Consider the following 22,289-nt stretch of genomic DNA (forward strand, 5'->3'; position numbering starts at 1 on the left):
TTTCAAGCGAGAGGGAGTGAACCACCCTGTGAAGAATCGTTCGGGTATTTCCTTACGGCAGTTCTATATCATGACATTCGGACTCACCATCGGAACCTCCATTCTGATCATCCCAAGCGGACTGGCGCATACCGCAAGAGAAGATGCCTGGATCGCTGCACTTTGCAGCCTCCTGATGAATCTGGTTATGGTCATCCTATATCTCGCGGTTGCCCGCTTGTATCCCGGCAAAGATCTCTACGAAATACTCGAAGCGGGGTTCGGCAAATGGGTTGGCAAAATCATCTCGTTACTGTATCTGTTCTATTTCATGATTCTCACCGGCACGCTGCTGGGCGACCTGGGCTTCTTCATCACCAGTGAGATTCTGCCCGAAACACCGATAGAAGCGGTCCAGATTATCTTCCTGACCGCTGCCATAGTAAGTGTCAGTTCAGGGATTGTCGTATTTGCCAGAGTATGCGAATTATTATTCCCCTGGGTGCTGTTCCTGTTCCTGATTCTGGTGCTGGCCCTGATTCCCAAAATCGAATGGAATCATATCAAGCCGGTCCTGGAAGGGGGCTTACCTCCTGTCCTCCTCGGCGGCTATCAATCTGCTGTGTTTCAGGAGCTCATCGTGCTGATGACCTTCCTGCCACTCGTCAGGAAGCCAAAAAGCGGGGAGCGGGCCTTTCTGCTGGGCACGTTCACAGGCGGCATGGTCCTTAGCCTCATTGTGCTGCTCAGCTTGCTCATTCTTGGGATTGAACAGACGGAGAACAGCACCTTCCCCGCCTATACTCTCGCCAAGACGATTAATATCGGAAATATTCTACAGCGGGTCGAAGGCATTCTGATCACCATTTGGGTACTGACCTTTTTCATCAAAATCTCGTTGCTCTACTTCTCCATTCTGAAGGGGCTGCAATCCGTCTTCCATCTGCTGAAGCAGGACTATCTCATCTATCCCTTGGCTGTATTGTTCATCATCATCGCTTGGAATACCTATATCAACACCGTTTATATCAATGAAATCATTGCAAAGGTATGGGGGAATTTCGCGTTTATCTTCTTGGTACTTCTTCCGCTGCTGCTCTATGGGCTAACTTTGCTGAAGAAAACTATTCATCGGCTCCGCACAAAATAAGCGCCCCGCCACAAACGTCTGATCAAACAGACTTCTGCAGCAGGGCGCTTCAAGTACATGGACATAATTATAATTAGGACAGGGTTCGTGACGAACGGGGCGTTCTGTTAATTCCCGTTCTCCGAATTGCTGAGCGCAGCGGCCGGAGCCAGTCCGGCATGACTGCGGCCGGGAATCTCGCCGGTCGCCTCAAAATGCTCCACAATAATGTCAATCTCCTTCTTCAGCTCGGAGACCAGCTCCGCCTCAGGCACCTTGCGGATCATCTTGCCGTAACGGAACAACAGCCCTTCTCCGCGCGCACCGGCGATGCCGATGTCCGCTTCTCTGGCTTCCCCCGGACCATTCACCGCACAGCCGAGGACGGATACCTTAATCGGCACCTTCAGCTTGGAGATGTACTCCTCCACTTCGTTCGCAATCGAGAAGAGGTCAATATCCAGGCGTCCGCAGGTCGGGCAGGAGATCAGTGTTGCCGCATTCGAGATCAGACCGAAGGTCTTCAGCAGTTCACGCGCTACCTTCACTTCCTCCACCGGATCAGCACTCAGGGAGATCCGCACTGTACTGCCGATGCCCATGGAGAGCAGCGCGCCGATCCCGGCGGAGCTCTTCACTGTTCCGGCGAACAGAGTACCGGACTCGGTAATCCCCAGATGCAGCGGATAAGGAATGACCTCCGCTGCCTTGCGGTAGGCTTCGATGGCCATTGGCACATCGGACGCCTTCAGCGATACGATAATATCGTGGAAGTCCAGCTCCTCCAGAATGCCGATATGGTACAAGGCACTCTCAACCATCGCCTCCGGAGTAGGATAACCGTATTTCTCCAGCAGGTGATTCTCCAGTGAACCGGCGTTAACCCCGATACGGATCGGTATCCCCTTCTCCTTACAGGCCTTAACGACAGCTTCCACCTTATCACGGCGTCCGATATTGCCGGGATTGATCCGCACCTTGTCGATGCCGTTCTCAATCGCCAGCAGGGCCAGCTTGTAATTGAAATGAATATCCGCTACGAGCGGGATATGAATCCGCGCCTTGATCTCCTTAATTGCTGCTGCCGCTTCTTCATTGTTGACCGTCACCCGCACGAGCTGACAGCCGGCTTCCTCCAGCCGCAGAATCTCGGCCACGGTTGCCTCCACATCAGCGGTCTTGGTCGTACACATGCTTTGGATGGCAACCTCGTTGTTACCCCCGATAATCACTCCGCCAACATTGACGGGACGGGTCTGGTGTCTCAGGAACATGGTTTTCTCCCCCATAACGATCAAAGCTCCACCCTCTCCGCCCCCGCAGGTCATGCGGGGTGTGCGGGAGAAAGTGGAGACCTGAGCTGTATTGTTAAGCCGCATCAGGCCCGGTTATTTAAGCCTGGCTTACGCGCTTTCTTCTTTTTTCTTATCCTTCTTGAGACTAAGCTCCGGCAGGGACTTCTCCTTAACAACCTGCTCGGTAATGACACAATCCTTAATGTCATCCCGTGAAGGCACCTCGTACATCACGTCAAGCATAATGCTCTCGATGATGGCACGCAGTCCACGGGCACCGGTGTTGCGCTTGATCGCTTCCTTGGCAATTGCTTCAAGGGCAAGCGGCTCGAACTTCAGTGCTACATTATCCATCTCCAGCAGCTTCACATACTGCTTCACGAGCGCATTCTTAGGCTCGGAGAGAATACGCACCAGGGTGCTCTCATCAAGCGGCTCCAAGGTCGAGATTACCGGCAGACGGCCGACGAACTCTGGGATAAGACCGAACTTCAGCAGATCCTCAGGCAATACCATGGACAGGTATTCACCGGCCTTGAGGTCCTTCTGTCCTTCAACCGCTGCGTTGAAGCCGATGACTTTTTTGCCGATACGGCGCTTGATCATCTGCTCCAGGCCGTCGAAGGCACCGCCCACGATGAACAGAATGTTCGTCGTATCGATCTGGATGAATTCCTGATGCGGGTGCTTGCGTCCCCCTTGCGGCGGAACCGAAGCAACCGTACCTTCCAGAATCTTCAGCAGCGCCTGCTGAACGCCTTCACCGGATACGTCACGGGTAATGGACGGGTTCTCGGATTTACGCGCTACCTTGTCAATTTCGTCTATATAGATAATGCCGCGTTCGGCTTTCTCCACATCATAATCAGCCGCTTGAATCAGCTTCAGGAGAATATTCTCAACGTCTTCACCGACATAACCGGCTTCCGTCAGGGAAGTGGCATCTGCAATGGCAAAAGGCACGTTGATGATCTTCGCCATCGTCTGCGCCAGCAGGGTCTTACCGGAGCCTGTAGGTCCGAGCAGCAGAATGTTGCTCTTCGTCAGCTCCACATCTTCAATCTTGCTCTGGCTGTTGACACGCTTGTAGTGATTGTATACAGCGACGGAGAGCGATTTCTTCGCTTGCTCCTGGCCGATCACGTATTGATCCAGAATATCACGGATTTCCTTCGGCTTCGGAATATCCTTCATATCCAGCTCTTCCTCGTGGCCAAGCTCCTCTTCCACAATCTCTGTGCACAGCTCGATGCATTCGTCACATATATAAACACCAGGTCCCGCTACGAGCTTACGAACCTGCTCTTGTGATTTGCCGCAAAAGGAACATTTCAATTGTCCTTTTTCATCATTAAATTTAAACATCTTACCACCCCTTTAAGATATGATCGGTGAAGAGAGTACCTGGTCAATGAGCCCGTATTCCTTCGCTTCTTCCGCGCTCATGAAGTTATCGCGGTCTGTATCCCGTTCGATTTTGTCAAGGGGCTGACCTGTGCGCTCTACATAAATCTGATTCAGCTTCTGTCTCGTCTTGAGAATCCAGTCGGTATGAATCCAGATGTCGGACGCCTGCCCCTGAACGCCGCCGAGCGGCTGATGAATCATAACCTCGCTGTTGGTCAGCGCATATCGCTTGCCGGGCGCTCCGGCTGTCAGGAGCAATGATCCCATACTGGCGGCCATCCCTACGCAAATCGTTGAAACATCCGGTTTGATATATTGCATCGTATCATATATACCCATGCCGGCTGTCACAGAACCACCGGGCGAGTTGAGGTACAAGTGAATGTCTTTTTCGGGGTCATCTGCTGCCAGGAACAGCAACTGCGCAATAACCAGATTGGCGACATCATCGTCAATCGCACTGCTCAGGAAGATGATGCGATCCTTGAGCAATCTGGAATAGATATCGTATGAGCGTTCTCCCCGGCTTGTCGTTTCCACAACCATTGGTACCAGACTCATGCCACCAACCTCTTTTCTCTATACAGATTAGTCTTTCCGTTTCAGAAATATTTTAACACGTTCAAAGCGGGATGTCATTTATTCACTGGCTCCCTAAACCGCATTGTTCATGTGCATGCCATTATAACGCAATTCCACGGACAATGCCAATTGAAGGGTCATGATATGTACTACTAAACGCCCGGCCCCCGATAAAAATAAGGCACGTAACAAAAACTTACGTGCCTTATCAAATCTCTATGGAGGCTAATGGATAGCCGTTCTAGGTAAAGGATTGAAGCTTACTCAGCCTTTGCTTCTTCTGCTGCCGCTTCTTCTGCAGGTGCTGCCGGAGCTTCAACTTCCACGCTGTTGCTAACGAGGAATTCGATGGTCTTGCGCAGGGAGATCTCATCGTTCAGGCTGCTCAGGGAACCGTTGGCTGCCAGAATGCTGCGGATTTCTTCAGGAGTACGCTTGTAAGCTTCAGCCATAGTAGCCAGCTCTTGCGTAACTTCTTCTTCCGATACTTCGATCTTCTCTTCCTTAGCAATAACTTCCAGAACAAGGTTGTTGCGAACGCGCTTCTCAGCATCGCCCTTCATTTGTTCCTGCAGGTCTTCACGAGTCTGGCCCGAGAAGCTGAGGAACATATCCATGTTCATGCCCTGCTGGCGGAGACGGGTATCGAAGTCACGAACCATGTTCTCTACTTCGCTGGCGATCATGGCCTCAGGAATTTCCACTTCAGCATTTGCTGCTGCTGCGTCAACTACTGCGGATTCACGAACGCTCTTCAGCTCTTCCTGCTTGCGGGATTCGAGCTGTGCCTTCAGGTCTGCCTTGTATTCTTCGAGTGTGTCGAATTCACTAACATCCTTGGCGAATTCATCATCCAGCTCAGGAAGCTGTTTGCGCTTGATTTCGTGCAGCTTCACTTTGAATACAGCAGCTTTGCCTGCCAGTTCAGCAGCGTGGTACGTCTCAGGGAAGGTTACTTCAACATCCTTGAAGTCTCCAGTGGACATGCCCACTACCTGCTCTTCGAATCCTGGAATGAAGGAATTGCTGCCCAGCTCCAGGGAATGACGCTCAGCCTGTCCGCCTTCGAATGGAACGCCGTCAACTGAACCGTCAAAATCAATTACTGTGATATCGCCGTTCGCTGCTGCTCCTTCTTCAATTACAACAAGCTCAGCGTGACGCTCTTGCAGACGCTTCAGTTCAGCATTCAGCTCTTCGTCAGTGACTTCTGCCTTCTGTACTGGAACTTCCAGACCTTTGTACTCGCCCAGCTTCACTTCCGGCTTAACTGTGATCTTCGCTTTGAAGATGAACGGCTGGCCCTTGGCGAATTGCTCGATGTCCACTTCAGGACGGTCTACAGGGAAGATGTCAGTCTGTTCAACGGCTTCGCCGTAAGCTTCAGGAAGAAGAATGTCGATAGCATCCTGATACAGGCTTTCAACACCGAAACGGGATTCAAAAATCGGCCGCGGTACTTTACCTTTACGGAATCCAGGTACGTTTGCTTTCTTTACCACTTTATTAAAGGCTTTGTCGAGTGCTGCAGCTACGCGATCTGCTTCTACTTCGACTTCAAGAACTCCGAGGTTCTTCTCTATCTTTTCCCAAGTTGCTTTCATAATATACTTTTCCCTCCAAAAATAGGTTGCATGTTTACTTAAATAGTCCAACATTTCACGCACAGAATAACCACTATATTATATACAACATTACTTTATTTATCAAGTAGAGAACTCTTCACGAATCCCCTGAGCGAACGGTAGGCCCCCTCAAATTGGAAGCGCATGCTATCGGTGATGCCGTACATCCCCCGTGTTTCCTCTTCTTTGCGGTTCCCGTTCAGGCTCTCCGACACCATCTGGTGCAGGGCCCCCGCCCAAATATCCAGCTGCGAATACTCCCCGTCCAACAGCTTGCGGTAATCCCCCGTCCCGTAGATGGACATGACGAACTGCCCCCACAGCTCCTGGGCAAAATAATACAGCGTCGGCTCATGCACCTCCGCCTGCTCCGCCACCCGTTCCAGCACCTGGCTGATCTGCGGCGGGAACTCGTCGCTGTGCAGCGGCACGGTCTCGATCTCCACCTCAGCGGCCTCATGGCCCCGGCTCAGCCTGATTGCCCCCTGAGCCCCTCTGCGCCGCAGCGTCTGCAGCGTGCGGAACTGCAGCAGCGGATGCACTTCGGCCTGCTGCAGCCAGCCGGTCAGCGCTTCATCCACCCCGCTCCCTTCCAGGTAGGAGAGCTGCTCCAGCGCCAGCACTGTCGCTTCAGACAGCGGTTCGTTCATCACCCGCTTCAGCAGCTTATCCGGGTACTCCGCGTCCTCCTCCAGCTTCGATCTGGCCAGAATCCGGGCCATGTCCTCTTCCCCCAGATCCATCTCCTCCGCATCCGTGGCACCGTCCCCGTCACCGCCCTGCGCCGCGTGGGGGAAGGCTGCCGCCAGCCAATCCAGCAGCGACCGCCATTCCTCGTAGTGCCGCTCTTCCTGTCCCTGGCACTGCAGCAAAAAACGCAGCAGCTCCATCGCTTCCCCGTAACGTTCATTCTCCAGCATAACTGTGAGCTGAATCTGGTAGTAATCCAGGGTCTTGGGAAACAGCACGATGTTCTCTTTGGCGGGGGAATTGAATTGATTCATGAGGGCACCTCCTTTTCTCCGAACTGTAATCGCTTCTGAACCTTAATCAATTGTAGATTATAACATATCCCTGCACGGTTTCAAAAAAACAAGTTGAAAAAGTTAACTATGTATGATAACATAATTTTTGCTTGCTTTTCAGTCAGTGTTCATGTCCCGGTAGCTCAGTTGGATAGAGCATGCGCCTTCTAAGCGCACGGTCGGGGGTTCGAATCCCTTCCGGGACGTCAAAACAACAGCCTTCCTTCGGGGAGGGCTGTTTTGTCGTCCGGGGGGGATGAGAATCCTAGGCGCCAGCCGGGGACGTTGGAGCATCAGCTTCGATAGCACCACTTCGCAATCAGCCCGAATGGGCTGTATCCCTTCCGGGACGTCAAAACAACAGCCTTCCTTCGGGAGGGCTGTTTTGTCGTCCGGGGGGAGTCTTAGTTTTGAGCGGGATGTACTTTGGCGCTTGGGTGGACGCTGCGCGAACGGACCGTTGTTACAATCGCTGTTGTCTCCAGATTTTATTTATTTCCCTAATCGGTAAAAATCCGGAGACAAAGGCGACCGCTATCGCTTTTCCACAATCGTTCCGTCCTCTCCGCTGTTTGAGCGGGAAATGACCTTCACAGACCCTCCCTCACTCTTTAGTAGTGGAGGAAGGGAATCCTGCACGTACTATGCGGACTGGAGATCCCTTATTCCGGCGGATCACGCCTGTCCGCAGGGTCATGCGGACTCAGAGGCCGTTAAGTAACCTGTTTCTCCGCACTTCCTGCTCGAATGCACAGTTTAACGTCCTCTGAGTCCGTTTAAGAACAAAAAGTTGGTTTTTTCGGCGAATAGCGTACCCTCAGTCCGGATGACTCAGCTGCTGGCTACATTCTATTGGTTCACTTTGTTGTCCACGTTGAACCGGCTACCTGGGGAGGATGCCGGAGTAACAGCGAACCGTGCACGTACCGTGCATGTACTATGCGGACTGGAGATCCCTTATTCCGGCGGATCATGCCTGTCCGCAGGGTCATGCGGACTCAGAGGCCGTTAAGTAACCTGTTTCTCCGCATTTCCTGCTCGAATGCACAGTTTAACGTCCTCTGAGTCCGTTTAAGAACAAAAAGTTGGTTTTTTCGACGAATAGCGTACCCTCAGTCCGCATAGCTCAGCTGGTGGCTACATTCTATTCGTTCACTTTGTCGTGCACGTTGAACCGGCTACCTGGTGAGGATGCCGGAGTAACAGCGAACCGTGCACGTACTATGCGGACTGGAGATCCCTTATTCCGACGGATCACGCCTATCCGCAGAGCTTGTTATTACATAATGTGTAGAATAACGCTGTTCCATCGTTGGATCTCCGGTCTTCGAGAAGCGAAGCGGACGCTTGGGGCCCTTGCCCCTTTTGACATAAGCGGTATGGGAGGGCTTCAGTTCATGCTCCCTTGCCTTCTGACGGATCAGTGACAGAATGAAGTTGATCTGCGACAGATTGCCGCGAAGGACCCGTTCCAGATAAGGAACTTTGCCCAGACGCCACTCTTCTACCTGTTCAGGACTGACTGCTCCAAGTCTGAGGAAGACTTCCAACGGAGCGACAACGCCCTTTCCTGCAATGAGCTCCTTAACAATTTCGCCCACTTTCTTGTTCAATTCCTGCCTATTCATGCATGCCGTCCTCCGTATTCCTGCAACGCCCGCACTTCTCCGGGAAGTAAATGCCATCTGCCCGGTAGTAGCTAAAATCAAGGTGATCGAACACAAACGGCTCCCCGCATTCCTGACATGCCAGCAAAACATGATCACGCGGGCGTATAATAAGCAATTGCGCTCTTTCCTCCAGCAGTTGCTGCCACGCTGTTTCATCCATCTTGTAGCGCATTCTAAGGTCTGCAATTAGCTGGCGGATTTGAGTCTGTACCTTCTGAAACTCTATCGTTTGCCACTGCTCCAGGAAAGGGATGTATTTCTGGTCACCGGCACACAGGATTTTGAACAGAAACAACAGAATCATGCCACGGTTCCGTTCCTTCAGATACTCCATACTGACCGGCGTGATCCCTTGGTCCAGCCAGTTCTCCCACTCCCGCAGCAGCTCCTCCGCCGCCCGTTCCCGCCGGACGGTCCAGCCGTAGACGGTGAACTCGATCATGGGAAGCTTCCCGGACAGCTCGGTCTTCAGGTACCCGGCCTCTATAAGGACGTCTACCTTCTCCATGATCTGCTCCATCGTCAGTTCGCGGTAGAAGCCATAGGCGGGTGTGTCATCCAAGTCGAGCTCGAGCAGCTTCTTCTCCTTCGAGCCCTTCAGGATCTTGGCCAGAAGCGTACGTCCTCCGGCGGCGATAATCTCATCGGCGGCCTGCAAAATGGCAAGCAGCTCCGGTCTTGGCAGCGGTGTATTCAAGGGATACACGGGCGCCTGCTTCCGGCCCGGCTTACGGCGGCTCTTCTTCTGCGTACTCACAGCGTTCTGCCTCCTTGTCCTTATCATGGGCACAGGCTAGTCCAGCCTGCACTTATTTTATAGCCGAATTATAACATATCCAGACCCGGAAACAGGAAATTCAGGGTGAATTACAGCCCTTCCCTGAGCACTCCTAAGCTCCCTCCATTACACAGCAAACAGGCTGCCCGCCATGGATTGTCCATAGCAGAGCAGCCTGTTCTTACAGGGTTATAGCGATAGCGTGAATCCGCGCATCCGTATCCCTCTCAGCGTCCCCGGCGGCGGTTGCCCAGCCACAGCGGGAAGCGGAACATGAAGTTGATCAGCAGCACGACAAAGACCAGCACGGCGGCAGACTTATCCGCGATTTGCCGCGCATCCTCGACAATGGCCTCAGATTGCACGTACCACAGATGTACAGCCAGGGTCTCGCCCGGCGAGAACAGGTTGAAATCCCACATCTCGCCGGAGGTGCTGAGCCCGGCGGTCAGGATAATGACCGCCGATTCCCCGAAGGCGCGGCCGGCCACCAGGCAGACGCCGGTGACGATGGCCGGAAGGGCTACCGGCACGACGACCTTGCGGATAACATGGAACTTGGTCATGCCGAGGGCATAGCCGGCTTCACGGATCTCGCCGGGGACCGCGCGCACCGCTTCCTCCGTGACGCGGGCCAGCATCGGCAGATTCAGCAGCGCCAGGCTGACTCCCCCGCCGAGGATCGTTAAGCCAACACCGAAGTACTCGGCGAAGATCGCCAGGCCCAGGAGGCCGAACACGATGGACGGCACCGAGGACAGGGATTCCACGCAGATGCGCAGCGCACCCGTGAAGGCATTATCCGGCGCGTACTCCGCCATATAGATCCCTGCCCCGATCCCGATCGGAACGGAGATCAGGAGGGAGATGAACAGGATATAGAAGGAGTTGAACAGCACGGGACCAATCCCGCCGCCGGGATCGATCTCCTCCGGCTGCTTGATCAGGAAGTCCGGTCTGAGTGAAGGCAGGCCTTTGCTCAGAATGGTGAACATCAGCCAGAAGATCAGCAGCATGACCAGAACGCCCAGCGTATAGAAGCCGATGGTCGCCAGTTTATTACGCCGCTGGGCTCTGGCCGTATGGCGTGTGCGCGTGAATCCGTTCATCAGGCATCCCTCCGTTTGCGGCCCAGGAGCCGGATAATCAGAATCAGTACAAACGAGATCAGCAGCAGCAGGAAGGCCATCATATGCAAGGAATAGTTCCAGGTGGAGTCGAACTCCACGTTGGAGATCTGCATCACGATATTACTGGTCAGCACCGAGGTGGGTGCGAACAGGCTCTTCGCCAGCTGCGGCGTATTGCCGATGACCATCACCACCGCCATAGTCTCCCCGACTGCGCGGGTCATGCCAAGAATGACCGCCGAGATAATGCCCCGGCTGGCAGCGGGCAGAACGACGCGCATAATGACCTGCAGGCGGGTCGAGCCGAGCGCATAGGCAGCGTCACGGTATTTGCGCGGAACAGCCACAATCGCATCATCGCTGATCCGGCAGATGGTCGGCAGCACCATCAATGCCAGCACGAGTGCGGCGGCAAGCAGCCCGTCCCCGAGACCTTCTCCGCTGACTCTGCGCAGGAAGGGCAGCAGCACGGTCAAGCCCAGATAGCCGTATACAATAGAAGGAATGCCGACCAGCAGATCAAGCACCGGACGGATGAAGCTCTTCAGCCAATTCGGGGCAATCTCTGCACAGAGCACAGCCATCCCGACCGAGATGGGCACGGCGATGACCAGGGTCAGCGCGGTAAGCGACAATGTATTTACGATGAAGGCGGCGGCGCCGAAGGCATCCTCTTCCGGCGTCCAGTTGAACGAGAAGAAGAAGTCCTGCGGGGAGATGCGGGTGAAGAGCAGCAGCGCCGTTTTGCCAATGAATACAATAACTAGTCCCAGCACAAGACAGAGCGCAAGGATGCTGAATAAGAAATAATAACGGGAGATGCTGTTGCCCAGCAGATGTCTGCGGTGCCGCTTGGTGTTACGTTTAACTTCCTCTAGGCTTGTCTGTGTCTTTGCTGTCAGGCCATGAACCGGTGCCCCCATACTTTCCCTCCTGTAAGAGGCCAACCCCGTAGTTCCCGGAGCTGGCCGCTGTTACCTATCAATCTATTGTGCTTGCTTGATTCAAGGATCTTAGGATTGCATCGCAGAGATTGGAATGAACTTAAGCTTCTTAAGCGAGCCCTGCTGGAACTTCTTGCTCTGTACATATTCGATGAATTCTTTGGTCGCGCCGGTAGGCTGGCCCTTCGTCATGTAGTAGCCGTAGGCCCAGATCTTGTACGAGCCGTTGATCACGTTATCCGTAGTAGCTTCCACACCATTGAACTTTACAGCCTTGATATCATTGCCGGTTACATATACAAGGTCGATGTAGCCGATAGCGTTAGGCGTTGTACCTATAGCTGTTTTCATGTCGCCGCTGGAGCCGGTTTCCTTGTAGTTCTTCTCTTTCTTCACGATATCTCCGCCGCCCAGCGCCTTGGCCTGATAGTTAACGCGCGTACCGGAGCCGAAGGCACGGGTGATCACTACGATATTCGCGTCCGATCCGCCGACCTCTTTCCAGTTCGTGATTTTACCGGCGTAGATGCCTTTAAGCTGCTCTGTAGTCAGGTTGTCGACTCCGACATTCTTATTAACGATGGTTGCAAAAGGAATCACCGCGACCTTGTTCGCCACCTGTCCGTCAAAGGCCTTGAAGCCCGGAACATCAATGCTGGCATCCCAGTCGCAGGCTCCGATATCGGCAATCCCCTTCTTCACGGCCTGCGGTCCGGTCACGGAGCCTTTGCCGGAAGCGGCGATCTTCACTTTAGGGTGCAGCTTCTGGAATTCCTTAGCGGCCTGCAGCGTCAGCGGAAGCAGGGCCGTAGAACCGTTAACGGTGATTTTACCTTTGAGGCTGTCCGCTGCTGCGGCTACCCCTGCAAAGGATGCGGTAACCGCGATCACCGCGGTAAGTGCTGTAACTGTGAATTTTTTGAACATCTTCATGTCTGAATTCTCCTCCCGGCGGTGTGCGCCGATAAATGTTTTAATTAATTAGCAGCTTCCGGTGAGACTGACAATTGCAGCGCTTTGCCGTTCTGAATGACCAGTACCTTGCCGTCGCTGATAATAGCCAGCTTGCTGCCGTCTGCCGATACCGCCACTTCCGATACATCTTCAGCTGTCCGGTACAGTTCAACCGGAGCTGCACTGCCTGCAATAGAGTAGATTACCGTGCTGCCGTCCGCTGTAGCCCCGGAGACCACAAGGCCCGTGCTAATCCCTGTGGACCAGTTCACCTCTGCACCGAGGGCAACATCTGTGCTTTTACCGTCTGCTGCAATCAGCTTCAGTGTGTTAGCGGCATTGCCGTCTGCATCTGCACTCAGGTAGGTCACGCTGCCGTCTGCCAGAATCTCAGGATACAGCTTGTTGTCAGGCGTAGTAGTCAAGGCTGCCGGCTTAGCACCTTTGGTCGTAAGATCCAGCTTATAGAGCTGTTCTCCGGCCTTGCTGAAGTCTACGGTAAGTGAATCTTCTGTGCTGTCGGCATCATTCTTCGCGGTACCGGTGATGTTGACGATGTACACTGCACTTTTGCCGTCTGCCGATATGCGAAGCTCCGATTTGTTCTCCACTTTATCCTCAAGCAGAGCCTTGATCTCTCCGGTCTCTACTGAAATCTGTGCCAGCTTCTCCTGCTTGTCGCCCTGGACGAAATAGAGCGTCTTGCCGTCACTGGACCACACGATATCTGTCTTCACGCTGGTGTCCTTGCCGAGCGGACTGATTAAGCCGGTGGACAGGTTGATCAGCTTCAGCTGGCCGGTCTCATCGCTGAACGCGCCCCACTGCTGGTCGGCGGAGACTGCGAAATCCACCGCGCCTTGGCTAGAAGAGAACAGATCATAGTTGCCTGGAGTCTGGGTGAATTTATAGAGCAGGGTGGATTCAGCGTCGCTTCTGTTCGCAATCAGGCCGCCGTCAGCGCTCCAGTGAAGAGTATCGAATGAACCGGCGGGCCGGGCAAAGCTCAGAATCGTATGGGCATCGGCCACAAGCTCACCGCCAAGCGCCGTAACCAGCTTCGTCAGCTCCACATACGTTTTGCTGTTACGTACAACCGGGGCCACTGTGAATTCCAGGGTTTCGCCATCCACCTGATAGCTTTTCACGCCAGGCTGGAGCTGTACACTATGTAGACCTTTGCTGTCATTCAGCTGGATTCCGCTGCTGCCGTGCACAAATCCTGCTCCCAGCTCTGCGGCTACCTGGCTCAATGAATAGAGCTTGTATCCGCCGCTGTTAATGGTGCTGAGTGTAACCGGCGTACCGTTGATGCTCCAGGACATGCTGCCCTCTACGGCTGCTGTTTTCACAGCTGCGGCACTTACTTGGCTGCTTGTGGCCAGAACACTAACAGCTCCCCCTGTTACGAGAAGTGCAGAAGCCAGAGCCGCGCCGATCCATTTACTATTCTTCAATTAGATTCACCCTTTTCCTATAGGTAACTGCTAATGTTATTTTCGTCTACGAGTGTCAATTCTGTTGCGCAGGAATGTTATGGAAATATTAACTGTAAAAATAATTACAAGCCCAAACCAAAGAAGACCCGCCCGGGAACCCTCCCGGACCGGCCTATTGTAAATCCTGTGTTAATTCACAATCCACGTCACGATAATCTCGTTCCCGCCGCGCTCTGATTCCGAGGGACTGCCAATAATAGAATACGAATAAGAGCCGTTCACTTTGCCGTTAATCAGCAGGTTATGGCTGTCGACAAGCTCTGTACCGAGTTCCAGCTCCTTCTCTCTTACATACTTCTGATATGTAGTTCCAAGAGCGGCCATGCTCTCCTTCGTCTGATAGATCAGCATGGAGGATTTCTTCCCCTCTGACTGTTCACCTTGGGTAAAAGTAATACCTGCCCCTTCGGGAATCGGCAGATCCTCCGGCAAATATTGCCTTGCCTCCGTCTTCTCGTCTGCCAAGGTATGAAACCGTCCGCCACTGCCAGACTTGTCCGCACCGCCGCAGCCGCTAAGTCCAGCCGCAGCCAGCAGAGCTGCCAGAGGAAGGAGCAGCTTATGTCCTGCCATAATTCCACCGCCTTTAGTGAATTGGGTTTCAGGATGCCGGTAACCATAGGATGTCCCTTTTATTACCCGGATGAGGGGTGGGAGTAACGGATAATCCTTACAATTTTATTTACTTTTGAGCAGGGAATCAGTAGTATAATGAGTGAGCGCTCACTCATTATTATGGCGGATGGAGGAGATTGGTATGGATGAGGGGAAGCCTGTCATTGCGGTTACTCATGTGAACCGGGCTTTTGGTAATAAAACGGTGTTGAAGGATATTACGCTTCAGGTGAATCAGGCAGAGACCTTCGGGATTCTGGGGCCATCCGGCTCCGGCAAAACCACGCTGGTCAAGCTGCTTACAGGTATAGACGAGGTAACCTCCGGTGAGGTCACCGTGCTGGGGGTGCGGATGCCGAAGCTTGCCATGCTCCAGCAAATCGGATATATGGCCCAGTCGGATGCCTTGTATAACGAGCTTAGCGCCAAGGAGAATCTGGAGTTCTTCGCCGCGCTCTATGGACTGAAGGGAGGCGACCGCACGCGGCGGATCGGGGATGTGATGGAACTGGTGAACCTGCAGGAGCATCTGCGGAGGCGGGTGGACCAATATTCCGGCGGCATGAAGCGCCGGCTGTCCCTGGCGATTGCCCTGCTGCACGAGCCGCCGCTGCTGCTGCTGGATGAACCGACCGTCGGCATCGATCCGGTGCTGCGCCAGTCCATCTGGAAGGAGCTGAAGGCGCTGAACCGCAAGGGAACAACGATTGTGCTGACTACGCATGTGATGGATGAGGCGGAGAAATGTGACCGGCTGGCGATGATCCGGGACGGCGTGCTGCTGGCGGCTGATACTCCGGCCGGACTGCTTGAGGCTACCGGCACCGCCAGCATTGAAGAAGCCTTCCTCTGCTATGGAGGTGTACGCCGATGAGAATCCGGGCCATTACACTGAGAATTCTGCAGCAGTTCATTCATGACCGGAGAACCATGGCGCTCATGTTCATCGCTCCCCTGCTGGTGCTTAGCCTGATGAGCCTGGTATTCGGCAGCGATGCCTATGAGCCTAGGATCGGCGTCTCGGGAGGTGCAGCAGGGTTCAGTTCAGCGCTGGAAGCCCAGCAGGCTGAGGTTACTAGCTATACGGATGAAGTATCCGGGCATGCCGCCCTGAAAGCGGGAGACATCGATGCTCTCCTTACAATGAAGGGAGACGCTCCTGCTGTTGTCCTTGAAGGCAGCAATCCGGCGGCTAACCGTGCTGTGATCATGGCGCTCCAGGAAGCTGCCCAGAGCCTCCGGCCGCCAGCTCCGGGCGGCGGACAGCTCCAGCCGCAGATCAGCTACCTCTACGGCGCGGAGGATATGAAGACGATCGACCGCTTCGGCCCGATTATGATCGGAGTGTTCGTCTTCTTTTTTGTCTTCCTGATTGCCGGTGTCTCCTTCCTGCGGGAACGGACCACGGGCACGCTGGAACGTCTGCTCTCCACCCCGCTTAAGCGATGGGAGATCGTGACCGGGTATGTCTGCGGCTTCGGCATCTTCACCGTCTTCCAGGCTCTGCTGATCTCCTGGTTCTCGATCCAGGTGCTGGGAATTATGATGACAGGCAGCTTCGGCTACGTGCTGCTGATGACGCTGCTGCTGTCGATGTCGGCGCTGACGCTCGGCACCTTGCTCTCGGCGTTCGCCGCCAATGAGCTGCAGATGATCCAGTTCATCCCCCTGGTCATTGTGCCGCAGATCTTCCTCAGCGGATTATTTCCGCTGGATACCCTGCCGCTCTGGCTCCAGCGCATTGGACTCGCCACCCCCATCTATTACGGCGCTCAGGCGCTGATGGACATAATGGTACGCGGCAGAGGCTGGAGTAATATCGCAGGGGATGTGTTCATGCTGATCGGCTTCTCCCTGCTGTTCATGCTGCTGAATGTACTGGCTCTGCGCAAGCACCGCAGAATGTAAAGGGTGAACAGGCTATGGTACACTAGGAGGAACTGCAAGAGTCTGGAGGTTCTATTGATGGAGAAAAACCCTGCTGCCGATCAGGGGCAGCTGGAGCAAGACCAGTGGATTCAGGAGCTGCTGGACCTCAGCGAGAAGGAGCAGGTCACGCCCAAGCAGCTGTCGATTCTGCGGGCGGCGATTGATGTTTTTGCAGAGAAGGGATTCTCGGCGGCCGCCACCAGTGAGATTGCCCAGAAGGCCGGCGTGGCCGAAGGCACGATCTTCCGTTATTACCGGACCAAAAAAGATCTGCTGCTCGCCATCGTTGTGCCCACTATGAGCCGGATGATCGCCCCGTTCGTGCTGCGCAACTTCAGCGGTGTGCTGGATGTGCCGTTCGAGAGCTACGAAGCCTTCCTTAAGGCCTTCATGGTGAACCGGCTGGAGTTCGTCCGCAGGAATCTGAAAATCGTCAAAATTCTCATTCAGGAGATCCCCTTCCAGCCTGCGCTGAAGGAGCAGCTGACCGAGAATATCTTCGAGCAGGTTCTGGCGCGTGTCACTGCAATTACCGAGCATTTCAAGGCGCAAGGTGAAGTGATTGATGCGCCCACTCCTGCGATTATCCGCTTCACGATCTCCGCAATTGCCGGCTACCTGCTGACCCGGCTGCTGCTGATGCCGGAGCAGGACTGGGACGATGAGGCAGAGATTGAACAGACCGTAAGCTTCATTCTGCACGGGATCGGCGGGAATGGATAATCTTTAAGTACGATATCCCCCGTGGGGGTGGCTTAGATAGAAGCAATAAAAGGAAGTGAGTATACGGTGGGTTATCAGGTGCCGGAACGGGTAATCAAGCTGCTGTGCGGCAATGCCGCTTTTGACCAGGGAGCGGCTTATTATCATGCCCATAAGGTGGATCTTGTCTATACGGAGCATAACGAGGAAGACGAATATTCCAAATACCGCGCTGAGGTTCATGGCTTGGAGAGCTATGAGATAGCGCTAATTATCGACAGCGACGGGGATGTGCAGGGGGAATGCACCTGCCCTGCTTATGTTCACGGCGGCCCCTTCTGCAAGCATATTGCAGCGGCGCTGGTGGCGGTCCTCTACCGCAGCCGGGCGGCCGGAGCTGAACAGGCTGAGGATATGCAGGCAGATGCGGGGGAGGCTTATCCCGCAAAGGCTGGCAGTCCGCCGCTGGCGCAAGGCCGCTCCGGCCCCTCGGGGGCAGAGCACAGGGAGCGCAGCGGAGACCGGCAGCTGGTGAGCAGCATGCTCGGAATATTCACCGGCGGGCGGCAGCTGCCAAGCGGTGCAGGCACGTATATCGACCTGCGGACACCGCTCCAGGTCGAGTTCATCTGCCGGCCCTTCAACATTGGCTACAGCAGCACGATGCTTGGAATCGAAGTGAAGCTGGGTCCTAAGCGCCTCTATATCGCGCAGAAGATCAGACCTTTTCTGGAGCAGGTTCACCGGGGTGAGCCTTTTCAATTCACAGCGCACTTCAGCTATGATCCCGCCCTGCACAGCTTCTCCAAGGAAGATAATGAGGTCCTGCTGAAGCTGATTGAGATCATGCAGAATGAGAAGGTCTACAACAGACTCAACGATCCGTATGCCACCCGCTCCAACACTCTGGGGAATGACCGGCTGCTGCCGGTGGCCCCTTTTTTCTGGGAGAGTCTGTACCCCCTGCTAGAAGCAGCACCTGCCGTACGCCTTCAGCATGGACAGCTTCTGCTGGACCGCTTGTCCCTCTCGGAGGAGCCGCTGCCGCTCAGCTTCCAATTCGATCAAGCACAGGAGGAAGGCTACCGGCTGGACGTCCGGGGGCTTGAGCAGCTTACGATTCTGGAGAGCTACGGGCTGGTCTTGACCGAAGGCAGGCTGCTGAAGCTCCCGGCACAGGAATGCGGGCGTCTCTCCGAGCTGAAGCGGATGCTCAGCGGCAGCCGGCGGGATAGCCTGGCGATTGCACCTGAGCAGATGGAGCCCTTCATGGAGACGGTCATTCCCGGACTGAAGAAGCTTGGCCGGGTAAGCATTGCCGACGCCATCGCGGACCGGATCGTCCAGACCCGGCTACACGCCAGACTCTACCTGGACCGGGTGCGGGACCGGCTGCTGGCCGGGCTGGAATTTCAGTACGGCGGGATCGTCATCAACCCGCTGGAGGAGAAGGCGCATGAGCGGAGCAGCGAGGTCATACTGATGCGGGACGGGGAAGCGGAACGGCGGATTCTGGACCTGATGGCGCATGAGTCCTTCTCTCGGACCGAGAGCGGATATATCATGCGTGACGAGGACGGGGAATTCGACTTCCTGCACCATACCATCCCGCTCTTGGAACCGCTGCTTCAGGTCTATGCGACGACTGCGGTCAAGGAGCGGGTGCTTACGGAGCATGCAGCGCCCAAGGTCAGCCTGAGCTGGAACGAGAAGACCGACTGGCTGGACTTCAAGTTCGCCATGGAGGGCATCACGGAGAAGGACATTACCGAGGTCCTGAAATCTCTCCAGGAAAAGCGTAAATATCACCGGCTCAAGGACGGAGCCCTGCTCCCGCTGGATACCGCAGAGTTCCAGGAGATTATCGCGCTGATGAACGAGCTGGGCGTCCGCAGCGTGGATATCCGAAGTACCGAGTTCTCCCTGCCGCTGGTCCGCGCCCTCCATCTCCATGGGGGCACCGTTCAGGGGCAGACCATCCAGACCGGACGCTCCTTCCGGCGGCTGCTGGCCAACATGGCGAGTCCCGAGAATCTGGACTTCCCGGTGCCGGAGAGTCTGGCTCCCGTGCTGCGGGATTATCAGCAATACGGCTTCCAGTGGATGAGGACGCTGGCCCATTACCGCTTCGGCGGGATTCTGGCGGACGATATGGGCCTTGGCAAAACACTGCAGAGCATTGCCTTCCTGCTCTCGATGCGGGAAGACATCCGGCAGAGCGGCGTGCCTGCGCTTATTGTGGCGCCGGCCTCCCTGCTCTATAACTGGCTTAACGAGCTGAAGCGCTTTGCCCCGGAGCTTCAGGCGGTCATTGCCGACGGCACCGCCGGTGAACGCAGCCGGGCCCTGCGGAACACGGCCGGTCATGATGTCATCATCACCTCGTACCCGCTGCTGCGCAGAGATGTGGATGAGTATGCCAAGCGGTCGTTCCATACGCTCATTCTGGATGAAGCGCAGATGATTAAGAATCATGAGACTATGGCTTCGCAGGCGGTCAGATTGCTCCAGGCCCGCTACCGGTTTGCGCTGACCGGAACACCGGTGGAGAATGCGCTTGAGGATCTGTGGTCGATCTTCAGCGTCGTTTTCCCCGGCCTGTTCCCCGGGAAGAAGGCCTTCCATGACCTTCCCCGGGAGACGGTCGCCAGGCGCGCCCGCCCCTTCCTGCTGCGCCGCCTGAAGAGCGATGTGCTGAAGGAGCTGCCGGACAAAATCGAGTCCCTCCAGGCCTCCGAGCTGCTGCCGGAGCAGAAAAGGCTCTATGTCGCCTACCTGGCCAGATTGCGCAAAGAAGCGCTTAAGCATCTGGACAGCGACAGCTTCGGGAACGGCCGACTCAAGGTGCTGGCCGGACTGACCCGGCTGCGCCAGCTGTGCTGTCATCCCGCCCTGTTCGTGGACGGGTACACAGGCGGCTCCGGCAAATTCGAGCAGCTCCTCGAGATTATCGACGAATGCCGCAGCTCCGGCAAGCGGATGCTGATCTTCTCGCAGTTCACGCAAATGCTAGGCATGATCAGTCGTGAACTGGCTCTGCTCGGGATTCCGCATTTTTATCTCGACGGACAGACCCCGGCCTCCCAGCGGGTTGAGCTGTGCAGCCGCTTCAATGAAGGCGAGCGCGACCTGTTCCTGATCTCGCTGAAGGCGGGCGGCACCGGCCTCAACCTGACCGGGGCCGATACGGTCATTCTCTATGACCTGTGGTGGAACCCTGCTGTCGAACAGCAGGCCGCCGACCGTGCCCACCGGATCGGGCAGAAAAAGATCGTCCAGGTCATCCGCCTGGTAGCCCAGGGTACGGTGGAGGATAAAATGTACGAGCTGCAGCAAAAAAAGAAAAACCTGATTGACGAGGTGATCCAGCCGGGGCAGGAGGCGTTGTCGAGCCTCAGCGAGCAGGATATACGTGAAATCCTCTCGATCTGAGGCATCTGCGAGTTGTTACCAGACCCGGCCTGGGAGATTTTCTGCTGTTCTGCTGCATTTTGTACACTAGAATAAGGCCATATCGGCTGAGAAATCCGATCTGTTGCACTTTGTACACTAGATTTTTACGTATCTGCTGTTTCCGAGCAGAAATTCAAAAATCAAATGTATGAAATGCAGTAGAATGGTTTTTTGCGTCCAAAAGTACAGTTTCTATTGCACAGAATACAATTACCAGCAAAATGCGTGCTTTGAAGACGGGACAAGAACCTGAAGCGAAACCCGGTTTGGATGCATCCGGCAAGTCCGGTATACAGTAGGGAAGGCATTGGATGCCTGCCGAGGCTTGCGATCTGGTATAGTCCGCTCTGCTCTATTCACAATATAAACAGGGACCTTCTGAGCGAGCAGCTCTGCAAGGTCCCTGTTTCATTTTACAACCGGGAAGTCCGGATCATTACCCTACCACTCTATAAGTCTGAGCTTAATACCTCTGAGCTTAATTTCTCATGCGTCACCACACGGTGTGCATTCACCAGCTGGCCGGTTGATGTCTTGCCCCACACGGATATTCCGATCTCATCCACGTCGTCTGGTTCATCGGTTAAGAACACAAATTCATAGGCATTCAGATCGGCAAAATAATCCCGAGTTACCACTTGATTCGGAGCAAGCGCAATCACCTCACTGACATACAGCGTTCTTGTGTTGCTCAGCACATACCCCTGAATACTGACGGTTGAGCTGCCTGAGGCACTGTTCTTGACAATTCTTACCGTCACCGTCTGCGTAGGTCTGACTCCCGAAACGGCATTGTTCTCTATCGGTCCTGTTGACAAAATCGCCATCCTGTCTCGTCCTCCCTTGAAGTTCTAGTGTCAAAGTACGATATATTCATATTCGGACTTTTCTATAACGGTGTGGACACAGGCCTGAGCCTATTCACCAATGACCGCAGGCACGCATATCCTTGAATAAGGAAAGACCGCCCATGGGCTGCGCTTTCTTCATACGAACGCCGAACGGAAGAAGGGAGTCCCATGCCCCCTCCTGGAAAAGGGAAGAAGCCCGCCGCCAAAAAAACACCGTCCAGCTCCAAAACCCAGACACCTAAGGGGCTTGAATTTGCCGTAGCTGCCCTTCTGTTGACCGGCAAGCTGAAAGTAGACTCTATCCAGATGTACACGGACGCGTCGATGTTCGTCAGTCTGGTAGGCAAATATAAAACCTTAAGCGAGCTAAGTAGTGACAACGTCGATAAGCTGGTCAGCTTCCTCGATGACAACAGCAGCCTGACGCTGAACGAGATCATGGCCGCTCTAAAAAAGAAAGCCGAAAACACATGAACACATGCGAAAAGTGAAAGTGAGGGACGGGGCTATGGACAGTTTTGACGGAGAAGGGTTTGCCGGCGGAATTCTGCTGGTCATTGTAATTATGCTGCTGATTTATGGTTCAACGGACATCAAGAATCTGACAGGGGCGCCCAATGACGAGTAACTCTTAACGGTTGGACTCCTGCTGCACGGTAATCCGCTCTTGCTTTCTCGCAGAAATTCGCTATACTGATACAAATCCATATTCAATCGATGAC

19 protein-coding genes, 1 tRNA gene and 1 other annotated feature (1 of these 21 cut by a window edge) are annotated in these 22,289 nt (G+C 54.6%); of the genes, 7 read left to right on the forward strand and 13 right to left on the reverse strand.

Annotated features, from left to right (window positions below):
• Nucleotides 1-28 precede the first annotated feature (28 nt).
• Nucleotides 29-1,129 (forward strand): GerAB/ArcD/ProY family transporter, encoded by a 1,101-nt coding sequence (locus MKX51_RS24455; RefSeq protein WP_340994193.1) that lies wholly within the window; start codon nt 29-31, stop codon nt 1,127-1,129.
• A gap of 107 nt (nt 1,130-1,236) precedes the next feature.
• On the opposite strand, the gene ispG is transcribed toward MKX51_RS24455, so the two are convergent.
• The 5 genes from ispG to MKX51_RS24480 all read right to left on the reverse strand — a co-directional run bounded on the left by ispG (nt 1,237) and on the right by MKX51_RS24480 (nt 7,021).
• Nucleotides 1,237-2,382: a flavodoxin-dependent (E)-4-hydroxy-3-methylbut-2-enyl-diphosphate synthase gene (gene ispG / locus MKX51_RS24460; protein ID WP_340995697.1), complete on the reverse strand. Its 1,146-nt coding sequence runs from the start codon at nt 2,380-2,382 to the stop codon at nt 1,237-1,239.
• A gap of 129 nt (nt 2,383-2,511) precedes the next feature.
• Complete coding sequence (gene clpX / locus MKX51_RS24465; RefSeq protein WP_036697574.1) at nt 2,512-3,768, reverse strand: ATP-dependent Clp protease ATP-binding subunit ClpX; 1,257 nt, start codon at nt 3,766-3,768, stop codon at nt 2,512-2,514.
• A 12-nt stretch (nt 3,769-3,780) separates the two neighbouring features.
• Entirely contained in the window at nt 3,781-4,371 is a 591-nt protein-coding gene (gene clpP / locus MKX51_RS24470) for an ATP-dependent Clp endopeptidase proteolytic subunit ClpP (protein WP_340752026.1), read from the reverse strand.
• A 281-nt stretch (nt 4,372-4,652) separates the two neighbouring features.
• Nucleotides 4,653-5,996 (reverse strand): trigger factor, encoded by a 1,344-nt coding sequence (gene tig / locus MKX51_RS24475; protein WP_340938558.1) that lies wholly within the window; start codon nt 5,994-5,996, stop codon nt 4,653-4,655.
• Between the two features lie 95 nt (nt 5,997-6,091).
• Entirely contained in the window at nt 6,092-7,021 is a 930-nt protein-coding gene (locus MKX51_RS24480; RefSeq protein ID WP_340994194.1) for a hypothetical protein, read from the reverse strand.
• A 153-nt stretch (nt 7,022-7,174) separates the two neighbouring features.
• On the opposite strand from MKX51_RS24480, the gene MKX51_RS24485 reads away from it, so the two are divergent.
• Nucleotides 7,175-7,248, forward strand: a tRNA-Arg gene (locus MKX51_RS24485).
• Between the two features lie 1,035 nt (nt 7,249-8,283).
• Here MKX51_RS24485 and MKX51_RS24490 read toward each other — a convergent pair.
• The 7 genes from MKX51_RS24490 to MKX51_RS24520 all read right to left on the reverse strand — a co-directional run bounded on the left by MKX51_RS24490 (nt 8,284) and on the right by MKX51_RS24520 (nt 14,590).
• Nucleotides 8,284-8,670, reverse strand: a complete 387-nt coding sequence (locus MKX51_RS24490; protein WP_340994195.1) for a hypothetical protein — start codon at nt 8,668-8,670, stop codon at nt 8,284-8,286.
• Nucleotides 8,663-9,469, reverse strand: coding sequence for an RQC-minor-1 family DNA-binding protein (locus tag MKX51_RS24495; RefSeq protein ID WP_340994196.1), 807 nt, complete (start codon nt 9,467-9,469; stop codon nt 8,663-8,665). Before MKX51_RS24495 ends, MKX51_RS24490 begins: the two co-directional genes overlap by 8 nt.
• A gap of 248 nt (nt 9,470-9,717) precedes the next feature.
• Nucleotides 9,718-10,599, reverse strand: a complete 882-nt coding sequence (gene pstA / locus MKX51_RS24500; protein WP_340994197.1) for a phosphate ABC transporter permease PstA — start codon at nt 10,597-10,599, stop codon at nt 9,718-9,720.
• The gene (pstC, locus tag MKX51_RS24505; RefSeq protein ID WP_340938547.1) at nt 10,599-11,543 is read right to left on the reverse strand and encodes a phosphate ABC transporter permease subunit PstC; all 945 of its coding nucleotides are present in this window, start codon (nt 11,541-11,543) and stop codon (nt 10,599-10,601) included. The genes pstA and pstC overlap by 1 nt, the downstream gene beginning before the upstream one ends.
• A 90-nt stretch (nt 11,544-11,633) precedes the next feature.
• A complete protein-coding gene (locus MKX51_RS24510; RefSeq protein WP_340994198.1) occupies nt 11,634-12,497 on the reverse strand; it encodes a phosphate ABC transporter substrate-binding protein in 864 nt (287 codons plus the stop codon).
• Nucleotides 12,498-12,541: 44 nt separating this feature from the next.
• On the reverse strand, nt 12,542-13,975 hold the full coding sequence (locus MKX51_RS24515; RefSeq protein ID WP_340994199.1) for a stalk domain-containing protein: 1,434 nt from the start codon (nt 13,973-13,975) through the stop codon (nt 12,542-12,544).
• 171 nt (nt 13,976-14,146) lie between these two features.
• The gene (locus tag MKX51_RS24520) at nt 14,147-14,590 is read right to left on the reverse strand and encodes a hypothetical protein (protein ID WP_340994200.1); all 444 of its coding nucleotides are present in this window, start codon (nt 14,588-14,590) and stop codon (nt 14,147-14,149) included.
• A 184-nt stretch (nt 14,591-14,774) separates the two neighbouring features.
• Here MKX51_RS24520 and MKX51_RS24525 point away from each other — a divergent pair, with 184 nt between their 5' ends.
• The 4 genes from MKX51_RS24525 to MKX51_RS24540 all read left to right on the forward strand — a co-directional run bounded on the left by MKX51_RS24525 (nt 14,775) and on the right by MKX51_RS24540 (nt 20,695).
• On the forward strand, nt 14,775-15,506 hold the full coding sequence (locus tag MKX51_RS24525) for an ABC transporter ATP-binding protein (protein ID WP_340994201.1): 732 nt from the start codon (nt 14,775-14,777) through the stop codon (nt 15,504-15,506).
• Nucleotides 15,503-16,540, forward strand: coding sequence for an ABC transporter permease (locus MKX51_RS24530; protein WP_340994202.1), 1,038 nt, complete (start codon nt 15,503-15,505; stop codon nt 16,538-16,540). The genes MKX51_RS24525 and MKX51_RS24530 overlap by 4 nt, the downstream gene beginning before the upstream one ends.
• A gap of 57 nt (nt 16,541-16,597) precedes the next feature.
• Nucleotides 16,598-17,284, forward strand: coding sequence for a TetR/AcrR family transcriptional regulator (locus tag MKX51_RS24535; protein ID WP_340994203.1), 687 nt, complete (start codon nt 16,598-16,600; stop codon nt 17,282-17,284).
• Between the two features lie 66 nt (nt 17,285-17,350).
• Entirely contained in the window at nt 17,351-20,695 is a 3,345-nt protein-coding gene (locus MKX51_RS24540) for a DEAD/DEAH box helicase (protein WP_340994204.1), read from the forward strand.
• A 470-nt stretch (nt 20,696-21,165) separates the two neighbouring features.
• On the opposite strand, the gene MKX51_RS24545 is transcribed toward MKX51_RS24540, so the two are convergent.
• A complete protein-coding gene (locus MKX51_RS24545) occupies nt 21,166-21,543 on the reverse strand; it encodes a hypothetical protein (protein ID WP_340994205.1) in 378 nt (125 codons plus the stop codon).
• Nucleotides 21,544-21,735: 192 nt separating this feature from the next.
• Between MKX51_RS24545 and MKX51_RS24550 the strand changes: the two genes are divergently transcribed.
• Entirely contained in the window at nt 21,736-22,041 is a 306-nt protein-coding gene (locus MKX51_RS24550; RefSeq protein WP_076086516.1) for a hypothetical protein, read from the forward strand.
• Between the two features lie 234 nt (nt 22,042-22,275).
• Nucleotides 22,276-22,289: a binding site (T-box leader), on the forward strand; it runs 208 nt beyond the window's last position.

This window comes from Paenibacillus sp. FSL M7-0420, from assembly GCF_038002345.1.
Taxonomy (GTDB): domain Bacteria; phylum Bacillota; class Bacilli; order Paenibacillales; family Paenibacillaceae; genus Paenibacillus_AQ.